This is a genomic window from Massilia yuzhufengensis (assembly GCF_900112225.1).
Classification (GTDB): Bacteria; Pseudomonadota; Gammaproteobacteria; order Burkholderiales; family Burkholderiaceae_D; genus Telluria; species Telluria yuzhufengensis.
Genome location: NZ_FOLD01000001.1, coordinates 147,827 through 170,973 on the forward strand (window position 1 = coordinate 147,827; position 23,147 = coordinate 170,973).

A 23,147-nucleotide genomic window follows, 5' to 3' on the forward strand; every position below is an offset into this window, starting at 1 on the left:
AAATGGCAACCAAAAAACTGAAAGGCCTCGGCCGCGGACTCGACGCACTGCTTGGCGGCGACAGCGAGCCGGCGCAAGCCAAGGCGCCCTCGTCGCTGGCGATCACCCAGATCCAGGCCGGCAAGTACCAGCCGCGTACCCGCATGGACGAAACCTCGCTGAGCGAACTGGCCGCGTCGATCAAGACCCAGGGCATCATGCAACCGGTGCTGGTGCGTCCGCTGGCGGCGGGCTCGCCGGTACCTTACGAGATCATCGCCGGCGAACGGCGCTTCCGCGCGGCGCAAATGGCCGGGCTGGACGAGATTCCGGTGCTGGTGCGCGACGTCGACGACCAGTCCGCCGCCGCGATGGCCCTGATCGAGAACATCCAGCGCGAAGACCTGAATCCGCTGGAAGAAGCGCAAGGCATCCAGCGCCTGATCAACGATTTTCAGTTTACCCACGAACAGGCGGCGGCCGCCGTCGGCCGCTCGCGCAGCGCGGTGTCGAACCTGCTGCGCCTGATCAACCTGGCCTCGCCCGTGCAAACCATGCTGATGGCCGGCGACATCGACATGGGCCACGCCCGCGCCCTGCTGGCGGTGGACAGCGCCCAGCAGATCACGCTGGCCAACCAGGTCATCGCCAAGCGCCTGTCGGTGCGCGAAACCGAGAAGCTCGTCGCACGGGCGATCGAAGACCAGGCCAGCCCGGCAGCAGCGTCGCGCGCCAAGGACAAGCCGGGCGACATCGTGCGCCTGGAAGAAGAATTGTCGGATAAGCTCGCCACCCCGGTGATGTTCAAGATGGGGACGAAGGGCAAGGGGCAGCTGATCATCGACTTCGCCGACCTGGATATCCTGGATGGGGTCCTGGCCCGCTTGCGTGCGTGAATCGTAGGGTGGTCGGGTCCTCCCGGCCGCGCGTCCGGCAGGTGTATGCATGCCACAACCCAGGCCATGCCGGCACCGGTTGAACGCGCGGTCGGCGTAGCCGACCACCCTACGAACAACACCCGGCTCACATGCATATGTGACGGTTAAGTTACTGAAAAGATAGGCTTTTCACCCGCTCGGGTGTTGCTTTCTGCGCATCTTTACGGGGCAGTTATAAGCTCGGAATCGTTTGACTCGCGTCCGTATAACCACTTATAATCCCGCTGATTCGTGTAATTACCACACCGTAACTCGTCCCAATGCGCTAGCGCGGAATAACAAGAACATGCTGCGCATCGTTTCCCTGCAATTGTTGGCAACGGTAGTCGTCGGCCTCATCGCCGCGCTGCTGGGGGGACTGGCTGCGATGTTTTCGGCAATATTGGGTGGTTTGTGCTGTGTTGTGCCCAACGCGATCATGGCAGCGCGCCTGTTCGCCGGCACCAAGACGCCGGGCGGGGCGAATCCTGCGACATTCTTCATCTGGGAATTTGTAAAGATTGCATTGACGGTCGCGCTCCTGTTCGCAACCGCCACGCTGTACCACGATCTGAACTGGCTGGCGCTGATCGCCGGGTTCATCGTGGCGCTGAAAAGTTACATCATCTTATTATTTAGGCACTGACATGACGAGTCCAACCGTAGAAGGCGCAGCAGCAGCATCGCATGCGGCCCCGACCCCATCAGAGTACATCACCCACCACCTGGGTCACTTGACGAACAAGCACCAGGATTTCGTGGTGGACTTCAGTGTCTTCAACTACGACACGATCTTCTGGTCGATCTTTGCCGGCGTGCTGGGCAGCTTCGTCATGTGGCTGGCCGCGCGCAAGGCCACCTCGGGCGTGCCGGGCCGTTTCCAGGCCGCTGTGGAAATGCTGGTTGAAATGGTCGAAGACCAGTCGAAATCGATCGTGCACGGCGACCGCAGCTTCATCGCGCCGCTGGCCCTGACCGTGTTCGTCTGGGTCGCCATCATGAACTCGCTCGACTTCCTGCCAGTCGACATGTTCGCCGCCCTGTTCAACGTGCTGGGCGTGGAAAACATGTTCCCGTATCACCGCGTGGTCCCGACCGCCGACCTGAACGGCACCCTGGGCATTTCGCTTGGCGTGCTGGCACTGATGCTGTACTACAGCGTCAAGATCAAGGGCCTGGGCGGCTTCATCCACGAACTGTTCGCCGCACCGTTCGGCATCTGGATGGCGCCGTTCAACCTGCTCCTGAATATCATCGAATATGCAGCAAAAACCGTGTCGCTGGGTATGCGACTGTTCGGCAACATGTACGCCGGTGAGCTGCTGTTCCTCTTGATTGCTCTGCTCGGCTCTATGGCCACTGCATTCGGTGTGATTGGTCACATCATTGCAGGTTCGATCTGGGCGATCTTCCACATCCTGATCGTGTTCCTGCAGGCATTCATTTTCATGATGCTGACGCTGGTGTATATCGGTCAGGCCCATGAAGGCCACTGATCGGCGCCGCAAGCATCGAACAGATAGTGGTTGTAAAGAAGTTGTAGCTTTTAATCTAGTTTTTAATTTAACTTTTGGAGTAACTCATGACTGACCTTTCTTTTGTTGCACTGGCTTGCGGTTTGATCATCGGCCTGGGTGCTATCGGTGCTTGCATCGGCATCGCCATCATGGGCGGTAAATTCCTCGAAGCTTCTGCACGTCAGCCAGAACTGATGAACACCCTGCAGACCAAGATGTTCCTGCTGGCCGGCCTGATCGACGCTGCATTCCTGATCGGTGTTGGTATCGCCATGCTGTTCGTCTTCGCACGTCCATTCAGCTAATCAAGCACGTTTTGATCTGAAGAGCCGAACCCTCCCGGTTCGGCATCCGTTTTTGTGAGAAGGAATTTAACGTGAACTTGAACGCAACTTTGTATGTCCAGTTCGCAGTCTTCTTCATCCTCGCGATCTTCACGATGAAATTCGTGTGGCCGCCGCTGATGAAAGCACTCGACGAGCGTGCTGAGAGGATCGCGAACGGCCTGGCCGCTGCAGACCGCGGCAAGGCCGACCTGGCCGCCGCCGAAAAACGCGTGCAGGCCGAAATGGCTGGCGCCCGTGACGAAGTGCAGAAGCGCATCGTCGAAGCCGAGAAGCGCGCTGCCCAGATCATCGACGCAGCCAAGCAGTCCGCCGTGGAAGAAGCAGCACGCATCGTCGCTGCCGCCAAGGCTGACGCCGAGCAGCAAGTAACCCGTGCACGCGAAGAACTGCGTGGCCAGGTTGCCAGCCTGGCAGTGCAAGGCGCCGAGCAGATCCTGAAGCGTGAAGTGAACGCAGCGGCCCACGCCGACCTGCTGTCGAAACTGTCGACCGAGCTCTGATCATGGCAGAAATCGCAACCGTCGCCCGCCCTTACGCCGAAGCGCTGTTCCGTGTTGCCCAGTCGGGCGACATGGCCGCCTGGTCGACCGTCGCATCGGAACTGGGCCAGATCGGCACCAATGCCGATGTGCAGGCTTTCGCCAGCAACCCGAAAGTCACCCACGCACAGCTGGCCGACACGATTGCGTCCCTGGTCAAGTCGCCGCTGAACGCCGAAGCGAAGAACTTTATCGCGATGCTGGCCGAAAACGGCCGCGTCACCCTGCTGCCCGAGATCGCCGCCCAGTTCGCGGCATTGAAGAACGCCAACGAAGGCGCCGCCGATGCGGACGTCTTCAGCGCCTTCGAGATCTCGGGTGACCAGCTGGCCCAGCTGGTCGCTGTGCTGGAAAAGAAATTTGGCCGCAAGCTGAACCCAACGGTAACAGTGGATCCTTCGCTGATCGGTGGTGTGCGCGTGGTCGTCGGCGACGAAGTGCTCGATACCTCGGTCCGCGCCAAGCTGCAACAGATGCATGTTGCGCTGGCGTCCTGAGCACCTATCTAGCAGCACGCGCCGGCTTCACGCCCTTGCCCTACGCATCAAAAACATTAGGAGTTAGCACTCATGCAACTTAATTCTTCTGAAATCAGCGAACTGATCAAGAGCCGCATCCAGGGCCTTGAAGCTTCGGCTGACGTTCGCAATCAAGGCACGGTGATCTCCGTCGCCGACGGTATCTGCCGCATCCATGGTCTGTCGGACGTGATGCAGGGTGAGATGCTGGAATTCCCGGGCAACACCTTCGGCCTGGCGATGAACCTCGAGCGCGACTCGGTCGGCTCGGTCATCCTGGGTTCGTACGAGCACATCTCGGAAGGCGACATCGTCAAGACGACCGGCCGCATCCTGGAAGTGCCGATCGGTCCTGAACTGCGTGGCCGCGTGGTCAACGCACTGGGCCAGCCGATCGACGGCAAGGGTCCTGTCAATGCACAGCTGACCGCCCCGATCGAAAAGATCGCCCCAGGCGTGATCGCCCGTGAATCCGTGTCGCAGCCTATGCAGACCGGCATCAAGTCGATCGACGCAATGGTGCCGATCGGCCGTGGCCAGCGCGAGCTGATCATTGGCGACCGCCAGACCGGTAAATCGGCCGTGGCAGTCGACGCGATCATCAACCAGAAGGGCCAGGGCGTCACTTGCGTGTACGTCGCAATCGGCCAGAAAGCGTCGACCATCAAGAACATCGTGCGTTCGCTGGAACAGCACGGCGCGATGGAATACACCATTGTGGTTGCAGCATCGGCGTCGGAATCGGCCGCCATGCAATACATCTCGGCCTACTCGGGCTGCGCAATGGGCGAATACTTCCGCGACCGCGGCGAAGACGCACTGATCGTCTATGACGATCTGTCGAAGCAAGCTGTTGCGTATCGCCAGATCTCGCTGCTGCTGCGCCGCCCACCAGGCCGCGAAGCTTATCCAGGCGACGTGTTCTACCTGCACAGCCGCCTGCTCGAGCGCGCAGCACGCGTGAACGCCGACTACGTGACCAAGTTCACCAACGGCGCCGTCACCGGCAAGACCGGTTCGCTGACCGCACTGCCGATCATCGAAACCCAGGCGGGCGACGTCTCGGCCTTCGTGCCGACCAACGTGATTTCGATTACCGACGGCCAGATCTTCCTGGAGACCTCGCTCTTCAACGCCGGTATCCGTCCTGCGATCAACGCCGGTATCTCGGTGTCGCGCGTCGGTGGCGCCGCCCAGACCAAGGTCATCAAAAACCTGTCGGGCGGTATCCGTACCGACCTGGCGCAGTACCGTGAGCTGGCTGCGTTCGCGCAGTTCGCATCGGACCTGGACGAATCGACCCGCAAGCAGCTGGACCGCGGCGCGCGCGTGACCGAACTGCTGAAGCAGCCGCAGTTCTCGCCTCTGTCGACCTCGCTGATGGCCGCATCGCTGTTCGCCGTCAACAAAGGCTACCTGGACGATATCGAAGTCAAGAAAGTGCTGCCGTTCGAACATGGCCTGCACAGCTTCCTGAAGTCGGGCCACGCTGCCCTGCTGTCGAAGATCGACGAAACCAAGCAACTGGACAAGGACGGCGAAGCTGCGCTGGCCGCCGCCATTGCTGATTTCAAAAAATCCGGCGCATATTAATCAATGGGCCGGCGTCGCCTGAAGGCGGCGCCGGTGCGCGGAAGGAGTAAGGACTCATGGCAGCAGGCAAAGAGATTCGTGGCAAGATCAAGAGCGTAGAGAATACGAAGAAGATCACCAAGGCGATGGAAATGGTCGCCGCATCGAAAATGCGCAAGGCGCAGGATCGCATGCGCGCCGCCCGTCCCTATAGTGAGAAAGTTCGTAACATCACCGCCAATCTGGCCACTGCAAACCCGGAGTATACGCACCCGTTCATGGCGCAAGCCAAGCACGTGAAAGCGAAGGCCGTGGGCTTCATCGTCGTCACGACCGACAAGGGTCTGTGCGGCGGCATGAACACCAACGTGCTGCGTCTGGTAACGCAAAAAGCGCGCGAGCAGGAACAGGCGGGCAACCGCGTCGAGGCAGTTGCCATCGGCAACAAGGGCCTCGGTTTCCTGAACCGCATGGGCATGCAGCTCGTGTCGCAAGCCACCCAGCTCGGCGATACGCCGCACCTGGAGAAGCTGATCGGCCCGGTCAAAGTGATGCTGGACGCGTACCAGGAAGGCAAGCTCGACGCTGTCTACCTGTGCTACACCAAGTTCATCAACACGATGAAGCAGGAAGCAATGGTCGAGCAGCTGCTGCCGCTGTCGCCCAAGCACCTGGCGACCGAAGCGGGCGCCCACAGCTGGGACTACCTCTACGAACCGGAACCGCAAGTCGTCATCGACGAACTGCTGGTGCGTTACGTGGAAGCGCTGGTCTACCAGGCGGTGGCGGAAAACCTGGCGTCCGAGCAATCGGCGCGCATGGTTGCGATGAAGGCCGCGAGCGATAACGCCGGCAGTGTCATCAGCGACCTCAAGCTGGTCTACAACAAGACCCGCCAGGCTGCGATTACCAAAGAACTCTCCGAGATCGTTTCCGGCGCAGCTGCCGTTTAACTGATCAACTAGTACAAGAATTTAACTATATATCTGAAGGAACGAACATGGCTGATGGCAAAATCGTTCAGTGTATCGGCGCAGTGGTTGACGTGGAATTTCCACGTAACGCCATGCCGAAAGTGTACGACGCACTGAAAATGGAAGGCTCGGATCTGACCCTGGAAGTCCAGCAACAGCTGGGCGACGGCGTGGTCCGTACCATTGCTCTGGGCAGCTCGGACGGCATGCGTCGCGGCATGATCATCCAGAACACCGGCAAGCCAATCATGGTCCCGGTCGGTACCCCGACCCTGGGTCGCATCATGGACGTGCTGGGCAACCCGATCGACGAATGCGGTCCGGTCAGCCACGAACGCATGGCCTCGATCCACCGCGATGCGCCGGCCTACGACGAACTGTCGCCATCGACCGACCTGCTGGAAACCGGCATCAAGGTCATCGACCTGGTCTGCCCGTTCGCCAAAGGCGGTAAAGTCGGCCTGTTCGGCGGCGCCGGCGTCGGCAAGACCGTCAACATGATGGAACTGATCAACAACATCGCCAAGGCACACTCGGGTCTGTCCGTGTTCGCCGGCGTGGGTGAGCGTACCCGTGAAGGTAACGACTTCTACCACGAGATGGCCGATGCCAAAGTCGTCGACCTGGAAAACCCTGCCAACTCGAAAGTGGCAATGGTCTACGGTCAGATGAACGAACCACCAGGCAACCGCCTGCGCGTCGCGCTGACCGGCCTGACCATGGCCGAAGCTTTCCGTGACGAAGGCAAGGACGTGCTGTTCTTCGTCGACAACATCTACCGCTACACCCTGGCCGGTACCGAAGTCTCGGCACTGCTGGGCCGTATGCCATCGGCAGTGGGCTACCAGCCTACCCTGGCCGAAGAGATGGGCCGCCTGCAAGAGCGCATCACCTCGACCAAGACCGGTTCGATCACCTCGATCCAGGCCGTCTACGTCCCTGCGGATGACTTGACCGACCCGTCGCCAGCTACCACCTTCGCCCACCTTGACTCGACCGTCGTCCTGTCGCGTGACATCGCTTCGCTGGGTATCTACCCTGCGGTCGACCCACTCGATTCGACCTCGCGCCAGCTGGACCCGCTGGTCGTCGGTGAAGAGCACTACGCCACCGCGCGCGCCGTGCAGAACACCCTGCAGCGCTACAAGGAACTGCGTGACATCATCGCGATTCTGGGCATGGACGAACTGGCCCCGGAAGACAAGCTGGTCGTCGCACGCGCTCGTAAGATGCAGCGTTTCCTGTCGCAGCCTTTCCACGTCGCTGAAGTCTTCACCGGCGCACCAGGCAAGTACGTTTCGCTGAAAGACACGATCAAGGGCTTCAAGATGATCGCATCGGGCGAACTGGACCACCTGCCGGAGCAGGCCTTCTACATGGTCGGCACGATCGAGGAAGCTATCGAGAAAGCCAAGAAACTGGCTGCTGGCTAAGCTGGTTTTTCAACCTGAAGGACAGACATGGCAAACACTATGCAAGTGGACGTGGTCTCGGCCGAAGAGCAGATCTTCTCCGGCCTGGCCGAATTCGTCGCGCTGCCGGGTGAAGCGGGTGAGCTGGGTATCTATCCGAAGCACACCCCCTTGATCACCCGCATCAGGCCAGGTGCTGTACGGATCCAGGTAGCCGGCGGTGGCGAAGAGTTCGTCTTCGTCGCCGGCGGTATCCTCGAAGTGCAGCCGAATGGCGTGACCGTTCTGGCCGACACCGCAATCCGCGGTGGCGACCTGGACGAAGCGAAGGCACTGGAAGCAAAGAAGCAGGCCGAAGAGCTGATGCTGAACAAGGAATCGAAGATCGACTACGCGAAAGCCCAGGCCGAGATGGCCGCGGCGATCGCGCAGCTGGCGGCGATCCAGAAGCTGCGTTCGAAAGGACGCTGAGCAGCATCCGTCTCAAGCGGATAAGCAAGAAAAGCTGTGGCTTAATACTGTTTAATTAAGTTGCAACATGCACGTCGTTCCGGCGCAGGCCGGAACCCAAGTTTTGCTAGCGCTATCAAAACGCTTGCAGACTTAGGTTCCGGCCTTCGCCGGAACGACGTTTTTACGTTAACAAAAGAATTTCCGTGCCCTGAAGTAAGATTGCGCGGCGTGTTGGTGCCGCCCGGCGTTTCGACTTAGTATGGTTCGGCCCAGTACCACACTCATCGAGTCGATCATGGCCAATGCTCCACAACATGATAAAGAGCAAGAACCCTCGTTTCGCCGGACCTTGTACCGCTTCCTCTTCTTCGACTGGCTGTTCCGCGACGTGAGCGCCGCGCGCGACCTGTTCGAGCGCCACGCCGCGCGCGAACACAATCGTCGCATGAGCCGCTACCTGCCGGTCTATATGGGGCGCTGGTCGGTGCTGGCCACCTTCGACTTCGCGCTCGGTTTCCTGTTCGAGCGGGTCCTGTCCGCCACCATGCTCTCGGCCCTGTTCTTCACCGGTTCCTGCGTGACCATCACCGGCCTGGTCGTCATGACCGTAACCTGGCTGTTCCTCACCTACGCCAAGCTGTCCTGAGCCGCCCCCGGCGGCCTTCCGTTCGCCCCCGCATAGTCACCGCTTGACCCATTCGGACGACCACTTGTCGGGGATCGATTGCGACTCCCTGCGCGGAAAACATACAGTCGCGGCACACCAAAACCAGAAAGGATGCCGACCATGTTGACCCGTACCGCCATCTGCGCCGCCGCGCTGCTTCTGTGCCAGCCGCACGCCGCCTTCGCCCAGGACAAGGCCCCCGTCAGCCGCGAGGCCCAGGACCTCGCCGGCCGCCTCGACGCCACCATCGCGCCTTACTTCCAGCCGGACGCCCCGGGCGCCGCCATCCTCGTCGTCAAGGATGGCAAGACCGTGTTGCGCCGCGCCTACGGCATGGCCGATACCGCCAAAGGCGTGAAGATGTCGCCCGACATGGTGCTGCGCATCGGCTCGATGACCAAGCAGTTCACGGCCACCGCCATCCTGCTGCTGGCGGACGAAGGCAAGCTGGCGCTCTCGGACCCCAACACCAACTACCTGCCCGGCTACCCGACCCAGGGCAAGACCATCACCATCGAACACCTGCTGACCCACACCTCGGGCATCGTCAGCTACACCGGCAAGCCCGGCTTCCCGCAGCAGGCGCCGCAGGACATCACAGTGGCGGCCCAGATCGACTCGTTCAAGAACGACCCGCTGCAGTTCGAGCCGGGCAGCACCTGGCGCTACAACAATTCGGGCTACTACCTGCTTGGCGCGATCATCGAAAAAGTCTCCGGCCAGCCTTACCACGCCTTCCTCGAGCAGCGCATCTTCCTGCCGCTGGGGATGAGCCACACTGCCTACGAAGGCCACGAGCGCAGCAAGTGGCCGAGCGCCGCGGGCCACAGCCTCGCAGCCAACGGCTTCGGCCCGGCGCGCCAGCTCGGCAAGAACCAGTCCTATGCTGCGGGCGAGCTGGTATCGACCGTCGACGACCTGGCGAAATGGGAGGCGACCATCGCCGGCAAGAAACTGCTGAAACCCGCCACCTGGCAGCGCGCCTTCACGTCCTACCGCCTGCTCGATGGCAAGGACAGCAACTACGGCTACGGCTGGGAGATGACGCTGATCCAGGGCGAGCCGACCATCGGCCACAGCGGCTCGACCCGCGGCTTCCGCTCCTATGGCCTGCGGCTGCCGGCCAAGGGCGTGTATGTGGCGGTGCTGACCAACAGCGACTCCGGCACGGTGGTGCCGGACGTGGTGGCGCGCCGGGCAGCGGCGGTCGCCATCGGCAAGCCGCTGCCGGAATTCAGGGAAGTGGCGCTCAGTGCCGCGGCGCTGGACGCGGTGGCGGGCGAGTACACCCTCGACAAGGACGTGAAGCGCGTGTTCCGGCGCGACGGCGAGTATCTATCGATGCAGCGCAGCGGCCGTGGCCCGCTGCTGTTGAAAGCACTGTCGGCCAATACCTTCTTCGTGCCCGACACCGTGGACTGGTTCGTGTTCCAAGTGGACGCTGCCGGCAAGGCAACGGGCGTGACGTACAACCAGGACGGCAGGGCGCTGGTGCACCTGCGCAGTGGCGAGGCGCCGCCGCCGCGAATCGTGGCGAAGATTCCGGTTGCCGCCTTCGACGCTCACCTTGGGCGCTACGAGATGCAGCCCGGGATGGTGATGGAAATTATCCGCGAGGGCAGCCGCTACTTCGTGCAGCCGAACGGCCAGCGCCGGCTCGAGATCTTCCCCCTGAGCGAGAGCCGCTTCTTCGCCCGCGATGTGGATGCCGAGATCAGCTTCGACGACCAGGGCCTCACCTTCAAGCAGGGCGCCCGCAGCCACCTTGGCCGCAAGATTTGACGGGCTGGGGCGTCAATACTGCCGTCTGTCGCCCGGTCGTTGCCGCCGAAGCAAGCCGGGCCTATCCTTTCCGTACTAACCACCACGACTGAAAGGACCGACCATGCTGCTTCGTACCGCCATCTGCGCCGCCGTGCTGCTGCTGTGCCAGCCGCACGCGGCACTCGCCCAGGATGCCGCCAGGGCGACACTCGCCGAGCAGGACCTGGCCGGCCGCATCGACGCCGCGATCGCGCCCATGTTCCAGCCCGCGGCGCCGGGCGCCACCGTCATCGTGGTCAAGGATGGCAAGACGGTGCTGCGCCGCGCCTACGGCATGTCCGACACCGCCAAGGGCGTGAAGATGGCGCCGGAGATGGCGCTGCGCCTGGGCTCCATCACCAAGCAGTTCACCTCGACCGGCATCCTGATGCTGGCGGAAGAGGGCAAGCTGTCGGTGGACGACGACATCACGAAGCACCTGCCGGACTACCCGACGCGCGGCAAGAAGATCACGATCGCGCAGCTGCTCACGCATACCTCGGGCATCGCCAGCTATACGGCCAAGCCGGACTACCGCACCCGCATGACGCAGGACCTCACGGTGGCGCAGATGATCGACTCCTTCAAGGACGATCCGCTCGACTTCGAGCCGGGCAGCCAGTACCGCTACAACAATTCGGGCTACTTCCTGCTCGGCGCGATCATCGAGAAGATCTCGGGCCAGTCCTACGCGAGCTTCGTCGAGCAGCGCATCTTCGTCCCGCTCGGCATGAACGACACGTATTACGAAGGCCATGGCAGCAGCAAGGCGCCGGTGGCGGCCGGCCACATGCGCGTGGAGTCCGGATTCGGCCCGGCGCATCCCCTGAGCATGACCCAGCCCTACGCGGCCGGCTCGCTGGTTTCCACCGTGGACGACCTGGCGCGCTGGGACGCCGCCATTCGAGCAGGCCGCCTGCTCAAGCCGGCCAGCTGGCAGAAGGCGTTCACGCCCTACCGCCTGGCGGACGGCAAGGACATCAACTACGGCTATGGCTGGGAAGTGGCGACAGTGCAGGGCGCGCCGATGGTCGGCCACGGCGGCGGCATCAACGGCTTCTCGACCTATGCGCTGCGGCTGCCGGAACAGAAGGTCTACGTGGCGGTGCTGACCAACAGCGACAGCGGCCCGGTCAACCCGGGCGTGGTGGCGCGCAAGGCCGCCGGCATCGCGATCGGCAAGCCGCACCGCGAATTCCGGGAAGTCGCGCTGCAGCCGGCCGCGCTCAATGGCCTGGCTGGTGCTTTTGAGGTCGAGAAGGGCGTGCAGCGCGTGTTCCGCCGCCAGGGCGACAGCCTGGTGATGCAGCGCAGCGGCCGCCCGCCGGTGGTGGTCAAGCCGCTGTCGGCCAATGAGTTTTTCATCCCGGGCACGCTGGAGTACTTCGAGTTCCAGCGCAACGAGCAGGGCGTGGTCACCCAGGTGCTGCAGCACTACGACGGCGGCACGCTGGTGCAGCCGCGCGTTGGGGACGCCCCGGCCGGGCGCCGGGCGGTGAAGATCGCCGACGGCGCCTTCGATGCCCGCGTCGGCCGCTACGAGCTGCGCCCGGGCTTCGTGATGGAACTGAGCCGCGAGGGCGGGCGCTACTTCGCCCAGGCGACCGGGCAGGGCAAGCTGGAGATCTTCCCGATGAGCGAAACGGTGTTCTTCTCGAACGACGTCGATGCGGAAATCAGCTTCGAAGGGCAGGGCTTCGTGCTCAAGCAGGGCGGGCGCAATCTTCCGGCCCGCAAGCTGTAACGACGACCCTACCTGGCCTGTTCACCGGCCAGGCGCAGCGCCACCTTGTGCCGGAAGTAGTCCTCCTTCACGTAGCGGTACAGGTTGGCGCCCGGGCACACGGTCTTGTCCGAGTGGTCGCGGTGGCTCTTGATATCGTCCAGCGACACCTTGTATTTTGCCGCCAGCAGCGCCATCACGTTCACCACTGCGTCGAGCTGCTGCTGGTTAGGTTCCACTTCCTCGAAATTGCCGACCACCTCGATCAGGGCGTGGCCGGACGGGTCGTATTCGGTGTTGGTGTCGCCCGCGAAGTCGATGTTGCGAGCCTCGTAGACGCGGCCATCGAGGTCGATCACGTAGTGGTAGGGGATGTCGAGCCAGCCCTTGGTGGTGCGCGACCAGGTTTGCAGGCGCCGCAGGTAGGCCTGCGGGTCGGTGCCCGGCTTGAAGGCTTCGCCCTGGTGGTGCAGCGTGATCTGGGTGATGGTGTGGCGGCGCGCCTTGGTGGCGTCGGCCGGGGTCCCGCCCCAGCTGGCGACGGGCACGATGGCGCGTTCGACCGCGGCCAAAGGTTCGCCGGCGTGGGCGGGCAGCGCCAGGAGGGCGGCGAGGATACAGTAAAGGGCAGGCAGGCGCATGGCGGACTCGGAAACGAACGAGCCAGTATCTTTTCACGTTTGCGCCCGCTACGCCAGCGTACGCGCCCGAATGATGCAAACCTGATAAGCTGGTGCCGAGTCCAGAACCGAACCAGAGCCTATGCGAAGCATTTCCCAGATCCTCACCGACAGCAAGACCATCGCCATCGTCGGCCTGTCGAACAAGCCTGACCGCGCCAGCTTTGGCGTGGCCGAATACCTGCAGCAGAATGGCTACCGCATCGTGCCGGTCAACCCGAGCTACGCCGGCGACAGCATCCTCGGCGAAAAGGTCTACGCCAGCCTGCAGGAAGCGGCCGACGCCGTGGGCGCTACAGGCCAGCGGATCGACATCGTCGACTGCTTCCGCAAATCCGAAGACATTGCGCCGATCGCGCGCGAAGCGATCGCCGTGCGCGCCGGCTGCCTGTGGATGCAGCTCGACATTGAAAACCAGCCTGCCGCCGACCTCGCGCGCGCCGCCGGCCTGGACGTGGTCATGAACCACTGCATCAAGATCGAGCACCGCAGCCTGCAGGACTGAAGGTTTCGGCAAATCCGGCGATTTTTCGGTCAAGGCCTGCGTTACAATCATGGCATCGCCACCCAGGGAATCCCCGCCATGATCAAGACCACCGCCCTGCTGTTCGCAGCGCTCGCCGCCGCCAGCGCCGTCCAGCCCGTAGCAGCACAGACCGCTACCGCCCCGGCAGCCAGCCGCATGCCGGCCGCTTGCCCTGCCATCCTCAAGCAGAACTTCAAGCGCCTGCAGGACGAGGCGCCGCAGGACCTGTGCCAGTACGCCGGCAAGGTGGTGCTGGTGGTGAACACGGCCAGCTACTGCGGCTTCACCAAGCAGTATGAAGGGCTGGAGAAGCTGTACGCCAAGTACGGCGGCCGCGGCCTCGTGATCCTAGGCTTCCCGTCGAACGACTTCGGCAAGCAGGAGCCGGGCAACGCCAAAGAAATCGCCGACCTGTGCTTCAACACCTACGGCGTGAAGTTCCCGATGTTCGCCAAGAGCGTGGTCACCGGCCCGGACGCCAACCCGCTGCACGCCAGCCTCACCAAGGCCACCGGCCAGGCGCCCAAGTGGAACTTCACCAAGTACCTGATCGGCCGCGACGGCAAGGTGCTGGAGCACTTCCCGAGCAAGGTGACGCCGGAAGACCCGGCCCTGGTCGGCAAGGTCGAGCAGGCCCTCGCGATGTAGTCAAGCAGTGGGCGTGCCGTCCAGCAGGACGGCGCGCAGCGGCCCGCGCAGGGCATTGCAGACGACGATGTCGTCTGCCTCTTGCAGCATGGCGCGCGTGATCACGCGCTCGCTGGCGTGCCACGCCGGCGCGGCCAGCATCACGCCCCGCATCACGCCCGGCAGCAGCCCGCAGGACAGCGGCGGCGTGATCCACTCGCCGCCAAAGCGCACGAACACATTGCTGCGCCCCCCTTCCGTCAATTCCCCGCGCTCGTTGAAGAACAGGGCATCAAAAGCGCCCTGCGCCTCCGCATTGCGCCAGGCGGCGTCGTAGCGGCTCCGTACGGCCGTCTTGTGGCGCAGGAAGACGTCGCCCGAGTCGGTAGGCGCGTCGGCCAGCAGCAGGCCCACCGGCTCGCTCAGCGGCGCCAGCGGGCCCGCCTGCACCGCCAGTTGGCCGGACGGCGCGCAGGACAAGCGCAGGCGGTGCAGCCCATCCGGCGGCAGGGCCAGGCAGGCATCGTTCAGCAGCGCGCGCGCGGCGCCCAGGTCGAACGGGTAGCCAAAGTAGCGGCAGGAGCCGGCCAGGCGGTCGAGGTGCTGCTCGAGGTGGCGGCAGCCATGCTCGTAGGACGCGCGGATGGTCTCGAACAGGTCGAATTCGTTCGGCAGGCCGGTGAGGAAGCGCGCCTTCAATTGGCACTCGGCGAATTCGGACGCCGCATCGCTGTCATGCACGATGCCGGCGCCCACGCCCAGTTCCCCGCGCCGGGTGCCGCCCGTGGCCGCGCCCAGCGCCAGCGTGCGGATCGGGACCGACAGGCAAAAATTGCCGAAACCCGCGCCGCAGGCCTGACCGGCCTGCGGCGGGTCGAACCAGCCGATCGCGCCGGTATAGATGCCGCGCGCCGCCGGTTCCAGTTCGTGGATGATCTCCATGGTGCGGCGCTTGGGCGCCCCGGTGATCGAGCCGCAGGGGTAGAGCGCGGCGAACACCTGTTCCAGCGTCGTCCCTTGGCGCAGGCGCGCCTGCACGGTCGAGGTCATCTGCAGCACGCTGCCGTAGCGCTGCACGTCGAACAGCGCCGGCACCTCGACGCTGCCGGTATCGGCGATGCGGCCAAGGTCGTTGCGCAGCAGGTCGACGATCATCAGGTTTTCGGCGCGGTTCTTGCTGTCCTGGGCCAGCGCCTGCGCGCGTTGCGCATCGACGCCATCGTCGCCGCTGGCCGGGGCCGTGCCCTTCATCGGGCGCGCCAGCAGCACGCCGGCTTCATGGCGCACGAACAGCTCGGGCGAGAACGACAGCAGGGCGCCGCCGTCGGGCAGCGCCACCAGCGCGCCGTAGGGCACGCGCTGGCGCGCCCGCAGGCGCGCGTACAGGCCGACCAAGGGGCCGAAGGCGTCGAAGCGCAGGCGGTAGGTGTAGTTGACCTGGTAGGTGTCGCCGGCGGCGATGTAGTCGCGGATACGGTTGATCGCATCGGTGAACGCGGCCTCGTCGACGTTGGCGCCGATGCCGGCCACGCCGCAGACCGTGGGGCTGGCAGTGCGGGTAGCGATCCAGGCCTCGACCTGGGACCCGTCGAGGTGCTCGCACTGGGCGAACAGCAGCACCTGCGCCAGCGGCCCGTCGACCGCATGCGCGGGCAGTCCCTGCAGGTGCGCGCCCAGTTCATAGGTGAGCAGCGGCACGGCGTACAGGCCGCGCGCCAGCGCCTCCTGCATGTCCTGCAGCAGTTGCGGCCAGCCGGCCGCGTCCTGGCAGCGCAGCGTGCCCGCATGGCGGCTATACAGGCGCGAACGGGCCTCGCCGGCGGCGCCGGCGTCGTCGAGCAAGGCAAAGACTTCCTGCGTTTCCATGATGCGGCTGCAGATCCTCTATGCCGCCAGCAGCAGCGACAGCTGCAGGCTGGTGCCCTCGGCCGGGTTCTGCTTGAACCCGGTCTTGGCGAAACGGTGCCAGCGCCCGGTCACGTAGCTCACCATCAGGCTGGCGCGCGCCGCGACGTCGGCTTCGGTACCGTGGCCCTGGGTGACGGCGATGCGCAAGGCCTGCTTGAAGGCCATCTCGACCTTGTCGTAGAACCCGTTCATGCGCGCCTGCAGGCGCTCGTCCTCACCCACCAGGGCGTCGCCGATCAGCACCCGCGTCATGCCGGGGTTGTTGGCGGCAAAGGAGAGCAGCATCTGCAGGATGGCGTGGGCCTGATCGACGCCGACTTCCTCGCGCTCGGCGATCTGGTTGATCAGGCCGAACACGCTGGACTCGATGAATTCGATCAGGCCCTCGTACATTTGCGCCTTGCTGGCGAAGTGGCGGTACAGCGCCGCCTCCGACACCGACAGCCGCGCCGCCAGCGCCGCCGTGGTGATCTTCTCGCCCTTGGGCTGCTCGAGCATCGAGGCCAGGGCCTGGAGGATTTGCAGCTTGCGCTGGCCTGGCTTGGTGCTTGCCATGTGATCCCTAGAATAGTGTTGGTTGTTAGCGCAGACGGTGCAGGCGCGCGGGCAGCTGCCGCACGGATTTTACTTTGACATCGACGTAACCGGGGCGTTTCAGGGTCCGCGGCAGGGACGCTTTTCCGATCGGGTCGCTCATGCGCAGGTATTGCGTGACCCAGACGGTGCGCACCCCGAGCCGGCTGGCGCTTTTCAGGTTGGCCAGCGTGTCTTCGACCAAAATGCAGCGGCGCGCCGCCACGCCGTGCTTGCGCAGCAGGCGGCGCAGCATCAGGCTCGAAGGCTTGGGCCGCAGCTGGCGGTGCACGTGCATGTGTTCGATGGCGACGTGGTGCGAGAAATGGCGGCCCAGGCCCAGGTGGCGCATCACGTCGGTCGAATAGCGGGTCGGCGCGTTGGTGAGCAGGATCTTGCGGCCCGGGAGGCGGCGCAGCAGCGCGCCCAGGCCTTTTTCGGCGCGCACCAGCTTTTGCAGCTCCTGGAGGTCGTGGGTGACGTGCAGGAAGTCCTTGGGGCACACCTGGTGATGGCGGATCATCCCGAGCAGGGTGGCGCCGTAGCGCTTCCAGTAGCCCAGGCGCGCGGCATCGACCACGTCCTGGCTGGCGGGCGTGGCGCCGTCGCCCAGCACGCGTGCGATATACGTGTTCATGTTGGCGCTGATCGCCGGGAAGATCGCGTGCGAGGCGTCGTGCAGGGTGTTATCAAGGTCGAACAGCCAGACGGGGGAGGGCGAGGTATGATTTGGCACGATGGGCGAACCCGACAGGAGAGAATGGATGCGACGTTCGATTATAGTGGTGTTCCTGAGCTTCTTCCTGCTGGCGGCACAGGCCTTCGCCGCCGAACGCGGCGCGCTGTTCAAGGTGAGCGGCAACGGCCACGTGCTGCACCTGTACGGCACCATCCACGTCGGCCGCCCCGACTACTATCCGCTCGAGCCGCGCATCCGCCAGGCGCTGGCCGCGGCGCCCACGCTGGCGCTGGAAATCGACGCCCGGCGCGACCCGGCGGCGATCGCCGAAGCCTTCCGCCTGCACGGCATGTTCCAGGCCGGCAGCCCTGGTGCGGCGAGCCTGCAGCCGGAGCGCCGCCAGCGCATCGAGGCGGCCCTGAAAAAGCAGGGCCTCGATCCGGGCGCGGTGGCGCAGTTCAAGCCATGGGTGCTGGTGACGATGCTGGCGGTGATCGACGCCACCAAACTGGGCTACTCCCCGGCCCTGGGCGTGGACGACCACCTGTCGCAGCTGGCGCAGGCCAACAAGGCGCGCAAGACGCGGGTAGCCGAACTCGAGACCATGCACTACCAGGCCGGGCTGCTCAACCGCCTGCCGGACGAAGCGCAGTGGCGCCTGCTGGAAGAAACGCTGGAGAACATGGAATCGGGCCAGCAGCTGCGCGAGACGCGCGAACTGTTCGAGGCCTACGAGCGCGCCGACCAGAAAGCGCTGGACGCGATCGCACGCCGCATCGAAGACGACGACACCCTCACCGGCAAGACCACGCGCGAATTGCTGCTGGACGAGCGCAACGGACCGATGGCGGACAAGGTGGCCGCGCTGCTGGCGCGCGAGAACAACACGGTGGTGGCGGTGGGCTTGCTGCACCTGCTCGGCAAAGGCGGCTTGCCGGAGCTGCTGCGCAAGCGCGGCATCAGGGTGGAGCGGGTGTACTAAGGGGGATACTGCAGGGGGAGAATTCGTGGTGCCCTTGACGTGGATTGAACACGTGGCCTCTCCCTTACCAAGGGAGTGCTCTACCACTGAGCTACAAGGGCTGGTAGAAATGCTCGGCGGGCAGTGCCCGCCGGGTCAACGACACCGCTTGCGCAGTGACGTTTAGTGGGAACGGATCATAGTGCCAAAAGCCTGTTCAGTCAAGACTTCGAGCAATAAAGAGTGTTCGATGCGGCCGTCGATGATGTGAACCGTATTGACGCCCGACTTCGCCGCGTCCAGTGCCGACGAGATTTTTGGCAGCATGCCGCCCGAAATCGTGCCGTCTTCGAACATCTCGTCGATCTCGCGCGCCGACAAGTCGGTGACCAGGTTGCCCGCCTTGTCCTGCACGCCGGCGATATTGGTCATCATGATGAGTTTTTCGGCTTTCAGGATCTCGGCGATCTTGCCGGCGACGACGTCGGCATTGATGTTGTACGCCTGGCCATCCTGGCCGAAGCCGATCGGCGAGATGATCGGAATGAACGCGTCGTCCTGCAGCGCTTTCACGACAGCCGGGTTGATGGCGTCGATCTCGCCGACGAAACCGATGTCCAGGAACTCGCCCGGTTTTTCCTTGTCAGGCATGCTCATGCGGCGCGCGCGGATCAGGCCGCCGTCCTTGCCGGTGAGGCCCACGGCCTGGCCGCCGTAGTGGTTGATCAGCATGACAATGTCCTGCTGCACTTCGCCGCCCAGCACCCACTCGACCACTTCCATGGTCTCTTCGTCGGTGATGCGCATGCCCTGCACGAAAGTGCCCTGCTTGCCGATTTTCTTCAGCGCGTTGTCGATCTGCGGACCGCCGCCATGCACCACGACCGGGTTCATGCCCACCAGTTTGAGCAGGATGACGTCGCGCGCGAAGCCGTGTTTCAGGCGCTCGTCGGTCATGGCGTTGCCGCCGTACTTGATGACGATCGTCTTGCCGTGGAAATTACGGATGTAGGGGAGCGCCTCGGCCAGGATCTGCGCCTTGATCTGCGGAGAAACCTTCGTCAGGTCATTGGGTTGCTCGTCGGGATTCAGGCTGCTCACGTTAGCGTTCATGGAGGGTCCAAAATAAATGTCGCAAGATTTTAAGGCAACAAGGTAGTGCTTGTGCTGATTATATGGCGTCTTGTTGTATTTTACGGGCATTGTGCCCATCGTACGGAACCATGTCTTTCTACCAACCCAGGAATACCGCATGAGCACCTGCACACTGTGCGGCGCCGAATTCGGCTGCGCCATGGCCGACGGCAGCCTCGAGCCCTGCTGGTGCACCGCGCTGCCTCCCGCCGTGCCGGTGCCGCAGGACGCGGCCGGCTGCTGGTGCCCGGCCTGCCTGCGCGCCCATATCGAAGCGGAACAGGCAAAACGCCAGGATTGAAGCCTGCCTCAGCGCTGGGTACGGAAAAACCGCAGCATTTCGCGGCTCGCATCCGGCCCGCGCCCGTCGGTGTAGGTCCCGCGCGACGTGCCGCCCGACCAGGCGTGGCCGGCGCCATGGATCAGCCAGTGTTCCGCATGCACCGTGCCGTCGTCGCGCTGGTGCACGGTGCGGGTATAGGCATGGCCATCCGGCACCCGCCCCGGTTCCACGGCCGGGTCGGCCATCGCATGGCGCGCGCCCTGCGCGATCAGCTCGTCGCCATTGGCCGGGTGCACGGTCGTGTCCTGGTCGCCGTGGAACACGATGATGGGCAAGGCGCGCCCGGGCGTGCTGGCGCGCTGGAACTCGCCCTTCATGGCGGCCAGCGCCGAAGGCAGGTCGTGCGCCGACGCGAAAGGCAGCCCGGAATGCACGCCCACGGCCGCGTACAGGTCCGGATACAGCGTGCCCATGATGGTGGCCATGGCGCCACCCGCCGACAGGCCGGCGACGTATACCTGGTCCGGGTCGACTGGATACAGCTCCATGACCGCCTGCGTCATGCCGGCGATGATCGAGGGCTCGCCCTGGCCGCGCTGCTGGTCGATCGCATTGAACCAGTTCCAGCAGCGCGACGGGTTGGCCGCCTTGCTTTGCGCCGGATACAGCACCAGGCAAGCCATTTCCTCGGCCAGTTCGTTCATCCCGGTGCCATTGGCGAAATCTTCCGGGTCCTGGGTACAACCGTGCAGCATCACCACCAGCGGCGCCGCGTTACCGACGAGGCTGGCGGGGACGTAGAGCTTGTAGTCGCGGCTGCCCGCAGCCGTCGCGTGGCTGCCGTCGGTGAACTTTCCCGGCAGCTTGACGCCCAGCTCCGCTTCGAACGGGTCGCTGGCGTTCAGTGGGGCGCCCACGCCGATGCCGCGCATCTGGCGCTGGGTGGCGCGCTGCAGGGTCGATGCGTTTTTCAAGGCCGCCTGCACCGCCACCTTGGCGCTGGCCGGTCCCTTGCGCCAGAAGGAGCGTGATACGGCCCGCATCTGCGCCATCAAATTCTTGTTCAGCTTCATAGGCTCTCCTGTTGGTGCGCTGGTACCCAATCTCCTTGCGCATGCTTACAGCAGCCTTGCAGTGTTTCGCATCTGCCGCGGCTGCTGCGGATGCGCACGATAAATGCGCTAAGCTTGCCGCATGCATCCAACATTCCAGCCCGGCCTTCGTTTCGAATGGCAGTACACGGTTCCCGCGCGCGCCACCGTGCCCCAGCTGTACCACGATACGCCTTTTTGCCGCGACATGCCCGATGTGCTCGCGACAGGCTACCTGGTCGGCATGATGGAGCTTGCCTGCTTGCATGGAATGATGCCCCATGTCGATTGGCCGCGCGAACAGAGCCTGGGCACGATGGTGAGCTTCCATCACCTGGCGCCGACGCCGCCAGGCATGCGGCTGACCATCCGCGGCGAAGTGCTGGAAGTCGAGGGCCGCCGGGTGCGTTTCCAGCTCGAGGCGTGGGATGAGGTTGAGAAAGTATGTGAGGGAATACACGAGCGTCACCTGATCGATCCCGTGCGCTTCGCGGACAAGATGGCGCGCAAGCAGGCGCAATGGCAGCGGCCGCCTGCCGATGAGCGATAATGCGCGCTTGCAGCTCTACCCTTGAATCTTGATGACTTCGGCTGAACCCTCCATGCTGGATCCCCGACAGGCACCGCGCTCGTCCGCGCCGCTTACCTTGGTGGTGGATCTCGACGGCACTCTGACCCCGACCGACACGCTGGTCGAGTCCGTGCTCCTGCTGGCCAGGCAGGCGCCGCTGGCCCTGTTCAAGCTGCCGCTGTGGCTGGCGCGCGGGCGCGAAGTCATGAAGACGGAGATTGCGCGCCGCATCACGCTGGCGCCCGAGCAGCTGCCCTGGCGCGAAGACCTGCTCGACTACCTGCGCGCGCAAAAAGCGGCCGGGCGCCGGCTGGTGCTGGCCACCGCCGCGCACCAGTCGATCGCCGACGGCGTCGCCCGCCACCTCGGCCTGTTCGATGCGGTGCTGGCCACCGACGGCACGCGCAACCTGAAGGGCGGCAACAAGCTCGCCGCCATCCGCGCGGCCGTCGGCCCGGACTTTACGTATGCCGGCGACAGCGTGGCCGACCTCCCGGTGTGGGAAGGCGCGCGCGCCGCCGTGCTGGTGGGCGCGTCCAGCGCCGTCGCCCGCAGCGTGCGCGGCAAACATACGGTCGAAAAGGAATTCGCCAGACCCGTTGCCGGCCTGGCCACGTGGAGGAAGGCGCTGCGCGTGCACCAGTGGGCCAAGAACCTGCTGCTGTTCGTGCCGCTGCTGACCGCGTTCTCCTTCCTGCCCGCGGACATCGCCACCATGCTGCTGGCCTTCCTGTGCTTCTCGCTGGCCGCATCGGCCACTTATATCGCCAACGACCTGTGGGACCTCGGCAACGACCGCCTGCACCCGCGCAAGCGCCAGCGGCCCTTCGCCAGCGGCGCGCTGCCGATCATCTCGGGCGTGGCGGCGGCGGCCCTGCTGCTCATTGGCGCCTTCGGCCTGGCCTTCATGGTCAACACCGGCTTCGTGGCGATGCTGCTGGCCTACGTCGTCCTGACCACCGCCTACAGCTGGTGGCTCAAGGAAAAGGTGCTGGTCGACGTGCTCGTGCTGGCCATGCTGTACACGATGCGCATCGTCACCGGCTCGGTGGCGGTGGGCATCCACACCACTTCGTGGCTGCTGGCCTTTTCGCTGTTCGTGTTCCTGAGCCTGGCGCTGGTCAAGCGCTGCTCCGAGCTGCAGCTGCTGCAGCAGCGCGGCCATGCCAGCGCCCATGGCCGCGACTACCGGGTAGTGGACCTCGCCGTGCTGTGGCCGATGGGCCTGGCCTCGGCGCTGGCCGCCGTGGTGGTGCTGGGACTGTTCATCAATGCGCCGGACACCGCGCAGCGCTATGCCAGCCCGATGCTGCTGTGGGGCCTGGCCGCGCTGATGATCTACTGGCTCGGCCGCCTGTGGATCAAGACCGCGCGCGGCGAGATGGACGACGACCCGGTGCTGTACGCCCTCAAGGACCGCGGCAGCCGGCTGGTGGTCGCCGCCATGGTGCTGGTCGCCGTCTGCGCCCATTTCATCGACCTTACTGCGCTGCTCTCATGAACCCCGAACTGCAAGACCCCGTCCCTTCGCCCTGCATCAACGTGTGCCAGATGACCATCGAGAACGGCCTGTGCAAGGGCTGCCTGCGCACCATCGACGAGATCATCGCCTGGAGCACGGCGGGCGACGACTACAAGCGCGCCGTGTGGGTCGAGATTCGCCGGCGCGAAGCCGAGATCGACTGGGGCTGAC

General features: G+C 64.3%; 26 protein-coding genes and 1 tRNA gene. 20 read left to right on the forward strand and 7 right to left on the reverse strand.

The annotated features are described in order from the left end of the window. Window positions 1–2 precede the first annotated feature (2 nt). From BM031_RS00655 to BM031_RS00715, 13 genes are all read left to right on the forward strand, one after another. Window positions 3–875 (forward strand): ParB/RepB/Spo0J family partition protein, encoded by an 873-nt coding sequence (locus tag BM031_RS00655; protein ID WP_091869694.1) that lies wholly within the window; start codon window positions 3–5, stop codon window positions 873–875. Between the two features lie 328 nt (window positions 876–1,203). Continuing rightward, window positions 1,204–1,542 (forward strand): ATP synthase subunit I, encoded by a 339-nt coding sequence (locus tag BM031_RS00660; RefSeq protein WP_091869697.1) that lies wholly within the window; start codon window positions 1,204–1,206, stop codon window positions 1,540–1,542. A gap of 1 nt (window position 1,543) precedes the next feature. Continuing rightward, the gene (atpB, locus tag BM031_RS00665) at window positions 1,544–2,392 is read left to right on the forward strand and encodes a F0F1 ATP synthase subunit A (RefSeq protein WP_091869700.1); all 849 of its coding nucleotides are present in this window, start codon (window positions 1,544–1,546) and stop codon (window positions 2,390–2,392) included. A gap of 86 nt (window positions 2,393–2,478) precedes the next feature. Further along, window positions 2,479–2,718 carry a F0F1 ATP synthase subunit C gene (atpE, locus tag BM031_RS00670; protein ID WP_091869703.1) on the forward strand — a complete coding sequence of 80 codons (240 nt, stop codon included), beginning with the start codon at window positions 2,479–2,481 and terminating at the stop codon, window positions 2,716–2,718. A 71-nt stretch (window positions 2,719–2,789) separates the two neighbouring features. Beyond that, entirely contained in the window at window positions 2,790–3,260 is a 471-nt protein-coding gene (locus tag BM031_RS00675; protein ID WP_091869706.1) for a F0F1 ATP synthase subunit B, read from the forward strand. A gap of 2 nt (window positions 3,261–3,262) precedes the next feature. After that, window positions 3,263–3,796 carry a F0F1 ATP synthase subunit delta gene (locus tag BM031_RS00680; RefSeq protein WP_091869709.1) on the forward strand — a complete coding sequence of 178 codons (534 nt, stop codon included), beginning with the start codon at window positions 3,263–3,265 and terminating at the stop codon, window positions 3,794–3,796. Window positions 3,797–3,868: 72 nt separating this feature from the next. Beyond that, window positions 3,869–5,410, forward strand: a complete 1,542-nt coding sequence (atpA, locus tag BM031_RS00685) for a F0F1 ATP synthase subunit alpha (RefSeq protein ID WP_091869712.1) — start codon at window positions 3,869–3,871, stop codon at window positions 5,408–5,410. A 56-nt stretch (window positions 5,411–5,466) separates the two neighbouring features. Next, window positions 5,467–6,342, forward strand: coding sequence for a F0F1 ATP synthase subunit gamma (atpG, locus tag BM031_RS00690; RefSeq protein WP_091869715.1), 876 nt, complete (start codon window positions 5,467–5,469; stop codon window positions 6,340–6,342). Between the two features lie 47 nt (window positions 6,343–6,389). Next, the gene (gene atpD / locus BM031_RS00695) at window positions 6,390–7,796 is read left to right on the forward strand and encodes a F0F1 ATP synthase subunit beta (RefSeq protein WP_091869718.1); all 1,407 of its coding nucleotides are present in this window, start codon (window positions 6,390–6,392) and stop codon (window positions 7,794–7,796) included. A 27-nt stretch (window positions 7,797–7,823) separates the two neighbouring features. Next, window positions 7,824–8,246 carry a F0F1 ATP synthase subunit epsilon gene (locus BM031_RS00700; RefSeq protein ID WP_091869721.1) on the forward strand — a complete coding sequence of 141 codons (423 nt, stop codon included), beginning with the start codon at window positions 7,824–7,826 and terminating at the stop codon, window positions 8,244–8,246. 331 nt (window positions 8,247–8,577) lie between these two features. Next, window positions 8,578–8,874: a hypothetical protein gene (locus BM031_RS00705; protein WP_091869724.1), complete on the forward strand. Its 297-nt coding sequence runs from the start codon at window positions 8,578–8,580 to the stop codon at window positions 8,872–8,874. Window positions 8,875–9,015: 141 nt separating this feature from the next. After that, window positions 9,016–10,677, forward strand: a complete 1,662-nt coding sequence (locus tag BM031_RS00710) for a serine hydrolase (protein WP_177207607.1) — start codon at window positions 9,016–9,018, stop codon at window positions 10,675–10,677. 103 nt (window positions 10,678–10,780) lie between these two features. Further along, entirely contained in the window at window positions 10,781–12,442 is a 1,662-nt protein-coding gene (locus tag BM031_RS00715) for a serine hydrolase (protein ID WP_091869730.1), read from the forward strand. A gap of 8 nt (window positions 12,443–12,450) precedes the next feature. Here BM031_RS00715 and BM031_RS00720 read toward each other — a convergent pair whose 3' ends face one another. After that, entirely contained in the window at window positions 12,451–13,062 is a 612-nt protein-coding gene (locus BM031_RS00720; protein ID WP_091869733.1) for a peptidoglycan recognition protein family protein, read from the reverse strand. Between the two features lie 121 nt (window positions 13,063–13,183). Between BM031_RS00720 and BM031_RS00725 the strand changes: the two genes are divergently transcribed. Then, complete coding sequence (locus BM031_RS00725) at window positions 13,184–13,606, forward strand: CoA-binding protein (RefSeq protein WP_091869735.1); 423 nt, start codon at window positions 13,184–13,186, stop codon at window positions 13,604–13,606. A gap of 78 nt (window positions 13,607–13,684) precedes the next feature. Beyond that, on the forward strand, window positions 13,685–14,275 hold the full coding sequence (locus BM031_RS00730; RefSeq protein ID WP_091869738.1) for a glutathione peroxidase: 591 nt from the start codon (window positions 13,685–13,687) through the stop codon (window positions 14,273–14,275). Here the strand turns inward: BM031_RS00730 and BM031_RS00735 are convergent, their stop codons facing one another. The 3 genes from BM031_RS00735 to BM031_RS00745 are packed head-to-tail and all read right to left on the reverse strand — an operon-like array spanning window position 14,276 to window position 17,471. Beyond that, window positions 14,276–16,120, reverse strand: a complete 1,845-nt coding sequence (locus BM031_RS00735) for a chorismate-binding protein (protein ID WP_091869740.1) — start codon at window positions 16,118–16,120, stop codon at window positions 14,276–14,278. An 18-nt stretch (window positions 16,121–16,138) separates the two neighbouring features. Then, entirely contained in the window at window positions 16,139–16,717 is a 579-nt protein-coding gene (gene slmA / locus BM031_RS00740) for a nucleoid occlusion factor SlmA (protein ID WP_091869743.1), read from the reverse strand. A gap of 25 nt (window positions 16,718–16,742) precedes the next feature. Then, a complete protein-coding gene (locus BM031_RS00745; protein WP_229408341.1) occupies window positions 16,743–17,471 on the reverse strand; it encodes an HAD-IA family hydrolase in 729 nt (242 codons plus the stop codon). Window positions 17,472–17,499: 28 nt separating this feature from the next. Here BM031_RS00745 and BM031_RS00750 point away from each other — a divergent pair, with 28 nt between their 5' ends. Continuing rightward, window positions 17,500–18,396 carry a TraB/GumN family protein gene (locus BM031_RS00750; protein WP_229408342.1) on the forward strand — a complete coding sequence of 299 codons (897 nt, stop codon included), beginning with the start codon at window positions 17,500–17,502 and terminating at the stop codon, window positions 18,394–18,396. A gap of 26 nt (window positions 18,397–18,422) precedes the next feature. Here the strand turns inward: BM031_RS00750 and BM031_RS00755 are convergent. Next, a tRNA-Thr gene (locus BM031_RS00755) sits at window positions 18,423–18,497 on the reverse strand. Window positions 18,498–18,558: 61 nt separating this feature from the next. After that, on the reverse strand, window positions 18,559–19,488 hold the full coding sequence (gene argB, locus BM031_RS00760; protein WP_091869748.1) for an acetylglutamate kinase: 930 nt from the start codon (window positions 19,486–19,488) through the stop codon (window positions 18,559–18,561). A 139-nt stretch (window positions 19,489–19,627) separates the two neighbouring features. Here argB and BM031_RS00765 point away from each other — a divergent pair, with 139 nt between their 5' ends. Then, the gene (locus BM031_RS00765; RefSeq protein WP_091869751.1) at window positions 19,628–19,810 is read left to right on the forward strand and encodes a cysteine-rich CWC family protein; all 183 of its coding nucleotides are present in this window, start codon (window positions 19,628–19,630) and stop codon (window positions 19,808–19,810) included. A gap of 8 nt (window positions 19,811–19,818) precedes the next feature. Here the strand turns inward: BM031_RS00765 and BM031_RS00770 are convergent, their stop codons facing one another. Then, window positions 19,819–20,865 (reverse strand): extracellular catalytic domain type 1 short-chain-length polyhydroxyalkanoate depolymerase, encoded by a 1,047-nt coding sequence (locus tag BM031_RS00770; protein WP_091869754.1) that lies wholly within the window; start codon window positions 20,863–20,865, stop codon window positions 19,819–19,821. Between the two features lie 121 nt (window positions 20,866–20,986). On the opposite strand from BM031_RS00770, the gene BM031_RS00775 reads away from it, so the two are divergent. Genes BM031_RS00775 through BM031_RS00785 form a run of 3 tightly spaced genes read left to right on the forward strand, consistent with a single transcriptional unit; the run spans window position 20,987 to window position 23,146 of the window. Continuing rightward, entirely contained in the window at window positions 20,987–21,433 is a 447-nt protein-coding gene (locus tag BM031_RS00775; RefSeq protein WP_091869758.1) for a thioesterase family protein, read from the forward strand. A gap of 52 nt (window positions 21,434–21,485) precedes the next feature. Next, on the forward strand, window positions 21,486–22,955 hold the full coding sequence (locus BM031_RS00780; protein ID WP_091869761.1) for a UbiA family prenyltransferase: 1,470 nt from the start codon (window positions 21,486–21,488) through the stop codon (window positions 22,953–22,955). Further along, window positions 22,952–23,146 (forward strand): DUF1289 domain-containing protein, encoded by a 195-nt coding sequence (locus tag BM031_RS00785; RefSeq protein ID WP_091869764.1) that lies wholly within the window; start codon window positions 22,952–22,954, stop codon window positions 23,144–23,146. Before BM031_RS00780 ends, BM031_RS00785 begins: the two co-directional genes overlap by 4 nt. Window position 23,147 lies beyond the last annotated feature (1 nt).

What these genes read in the sequence shown, in the direction of transcription:
- BM031_RS00655 (WP_091869694.1), top strand. Translation starts at nt 3, where the DNA reads ATGGCAACCAAAAAACTGAAAGGCCTCGGCCGCGGACTCGACGCACTG.
- BM031_RS00660 (WP_091869697.1), top strand. Translation starts at nt 1,204, where the DNA reads ATGCTGCGCATCGTTTCCCTGCAATTGTTGGCAACGGTAGTCGTCGGC.
- atpB (WP_091869700.1), top strand. Translation starts at nt 1,544, where the DNA reads ATGACGAGTCCAACCGTAGAAGGCGCAGCAGCAGCATCGCATGCGGCC.
- atpE (WP_091869703.1), top strand. Translation starts at nt 2,479, where the DNA reads ATGACTGACCTTTCTTTTGTTGCACTGGCTTGCGGTTTGATCATCGGC.
- BM031_RS00680 (WP_091869709.1), top strand. Translation starts at nt 3,263, where the DNA reads ATGGCAGAAATCGCAACCGTCGCCCGCCCTTACGCCGAAGCGCTGTTC.
- atpA (WP_091869712.1), top strand. Translation starts at nt 3,869, where the DNA reads ATGCAACTTAATTCTTCTGAAATCAGCGAACTGATCAAGAGCCGCATC.
- atpG (WP_091869715.1), top strand. Translation starts at nt 5,467, where the DNA reads ATGGCAGCAGGCAAAGAGATTCGTGGCAAGATCAAGAGCGTAGAGAAT.
- atpD (WP_091869718.1), top strand. Translation starts at nt 6,390, where the DNA reads ATGGCTGATGGCAAAATCGTTCAGTGTATCGGCGCAGTGGTTGACGTG.
- BM031_RS00700 (WP_091869721.1), top strand. Translation starts at nt 7,824, where the DNA reads ATGGCAAACACTATGCAAGTGGACGTGGTCTCGGCCGAAGAGCAGATC.
- BM031_RS00710 (WP_177207607.1), top strand. Translation starts at nt 9,016, where the DNA reads ATGTTGACCCGTACCGCCATCTGCGCCGCCGCGCTGCTTCTGTGCCAG.
- BM031_RS00715 (WP_091869730.1), top strand. Translation starts at nt 10,781, where the DNA reads ATGCTGCTTCGTACCGCCATCTGCGCCGCCGTGCTGCTGCTGTGCCAG.
- BM031_RS00720 (WP_091869733.1), bottom strand. Translation starts at nt 13,062, where the DNA reads ATGCGCCTGCCTGCCCTTTACTGTATCCTCGCCGCCCTCCTGGCGCTG.
- BM031_RS00725 (WP_091869735.1), top strand. Translation starts at nt 13,184, where the DNA reads ATGCGAAGCATTTCCCAGATCCTCACCGACAGCAAGACCATCGCCATC.
- BM031_RS00730 (WP_091869738.1), top strand. Translation starts at nt 13,685, where the DNA reads ATGATCAAGACCACCGCCCTGCTGTTCGCAGCGCTCGCCGCCGCCAGC.
- BM031_RS00735 (WP_091869740.1), bottom strand. Translation starts at nt 16,120, where the DNA reads ATGGAAACGCAGGAAGTCTTTGCCTTGCTCGACGACGCCGGCGCCGCC.
- slmA (WP_091869743.1), bottom strand. Translation starts at nt 16,717, where the DNA reads ATGGCAAGCACCAAGCCAGGCCAGCGCAAGCTGCAAATCCTCCAGGCC.
- BM031_RS00750 (WP_229408342.1), top strand. Translation starts at nt 17,500, where the DNA reads ATGCGACGTTCGATTATAGTGGTGTTCCTGAGCTTCTTCCTGCTGGCG.
- argB (WP_091869748.1), bottom strand. Translation starts at nt 19,488, where the DNA reads ATGAACGCTAACGTGAGCAGCCTGAATCCCGACGAGCAACCCAATGAC.
- BM031_RS00765 (WP_091869751.1), top strand. Translation starts at nt 19,628, where the DNA reads ATGAGCACCTGCACACTGTGCGGCGCCGAATTCGGCTGCGCCATGGCC.
- BM031_RS00770 (WP_091869754.1), bottom strand. Translation starts at nt 20,865, where the DNA reads ATGAAGCTGAACAAGAATTTGATGGCGCAGATGCGGGCCGTATCACGC.
- BM031_RS00775 (WP_091869758.1), top strand. Translation starts at nt 20,987, where the DNA reads ATGCATCCAACATTCCAGCCCGGCCTTCGTTTCGAATGGCAGTACACG.
- BM031_RS00780 (WP_091869761.1), top strand. Translation starts at nt 21,486, where the DNA reads ATGCTGGATCCCCGACAGGCACCGCGCTCGTCCGCGCCGCTTACCTTG.
- BM031_RS00785 (WP_091869764.1), top strand. Translation starts at nt 22,952, where the DNA reads ATGAACCCCGAACTGCAAGACCCCGTCCCTTCGCCCTGCATCAACGTG.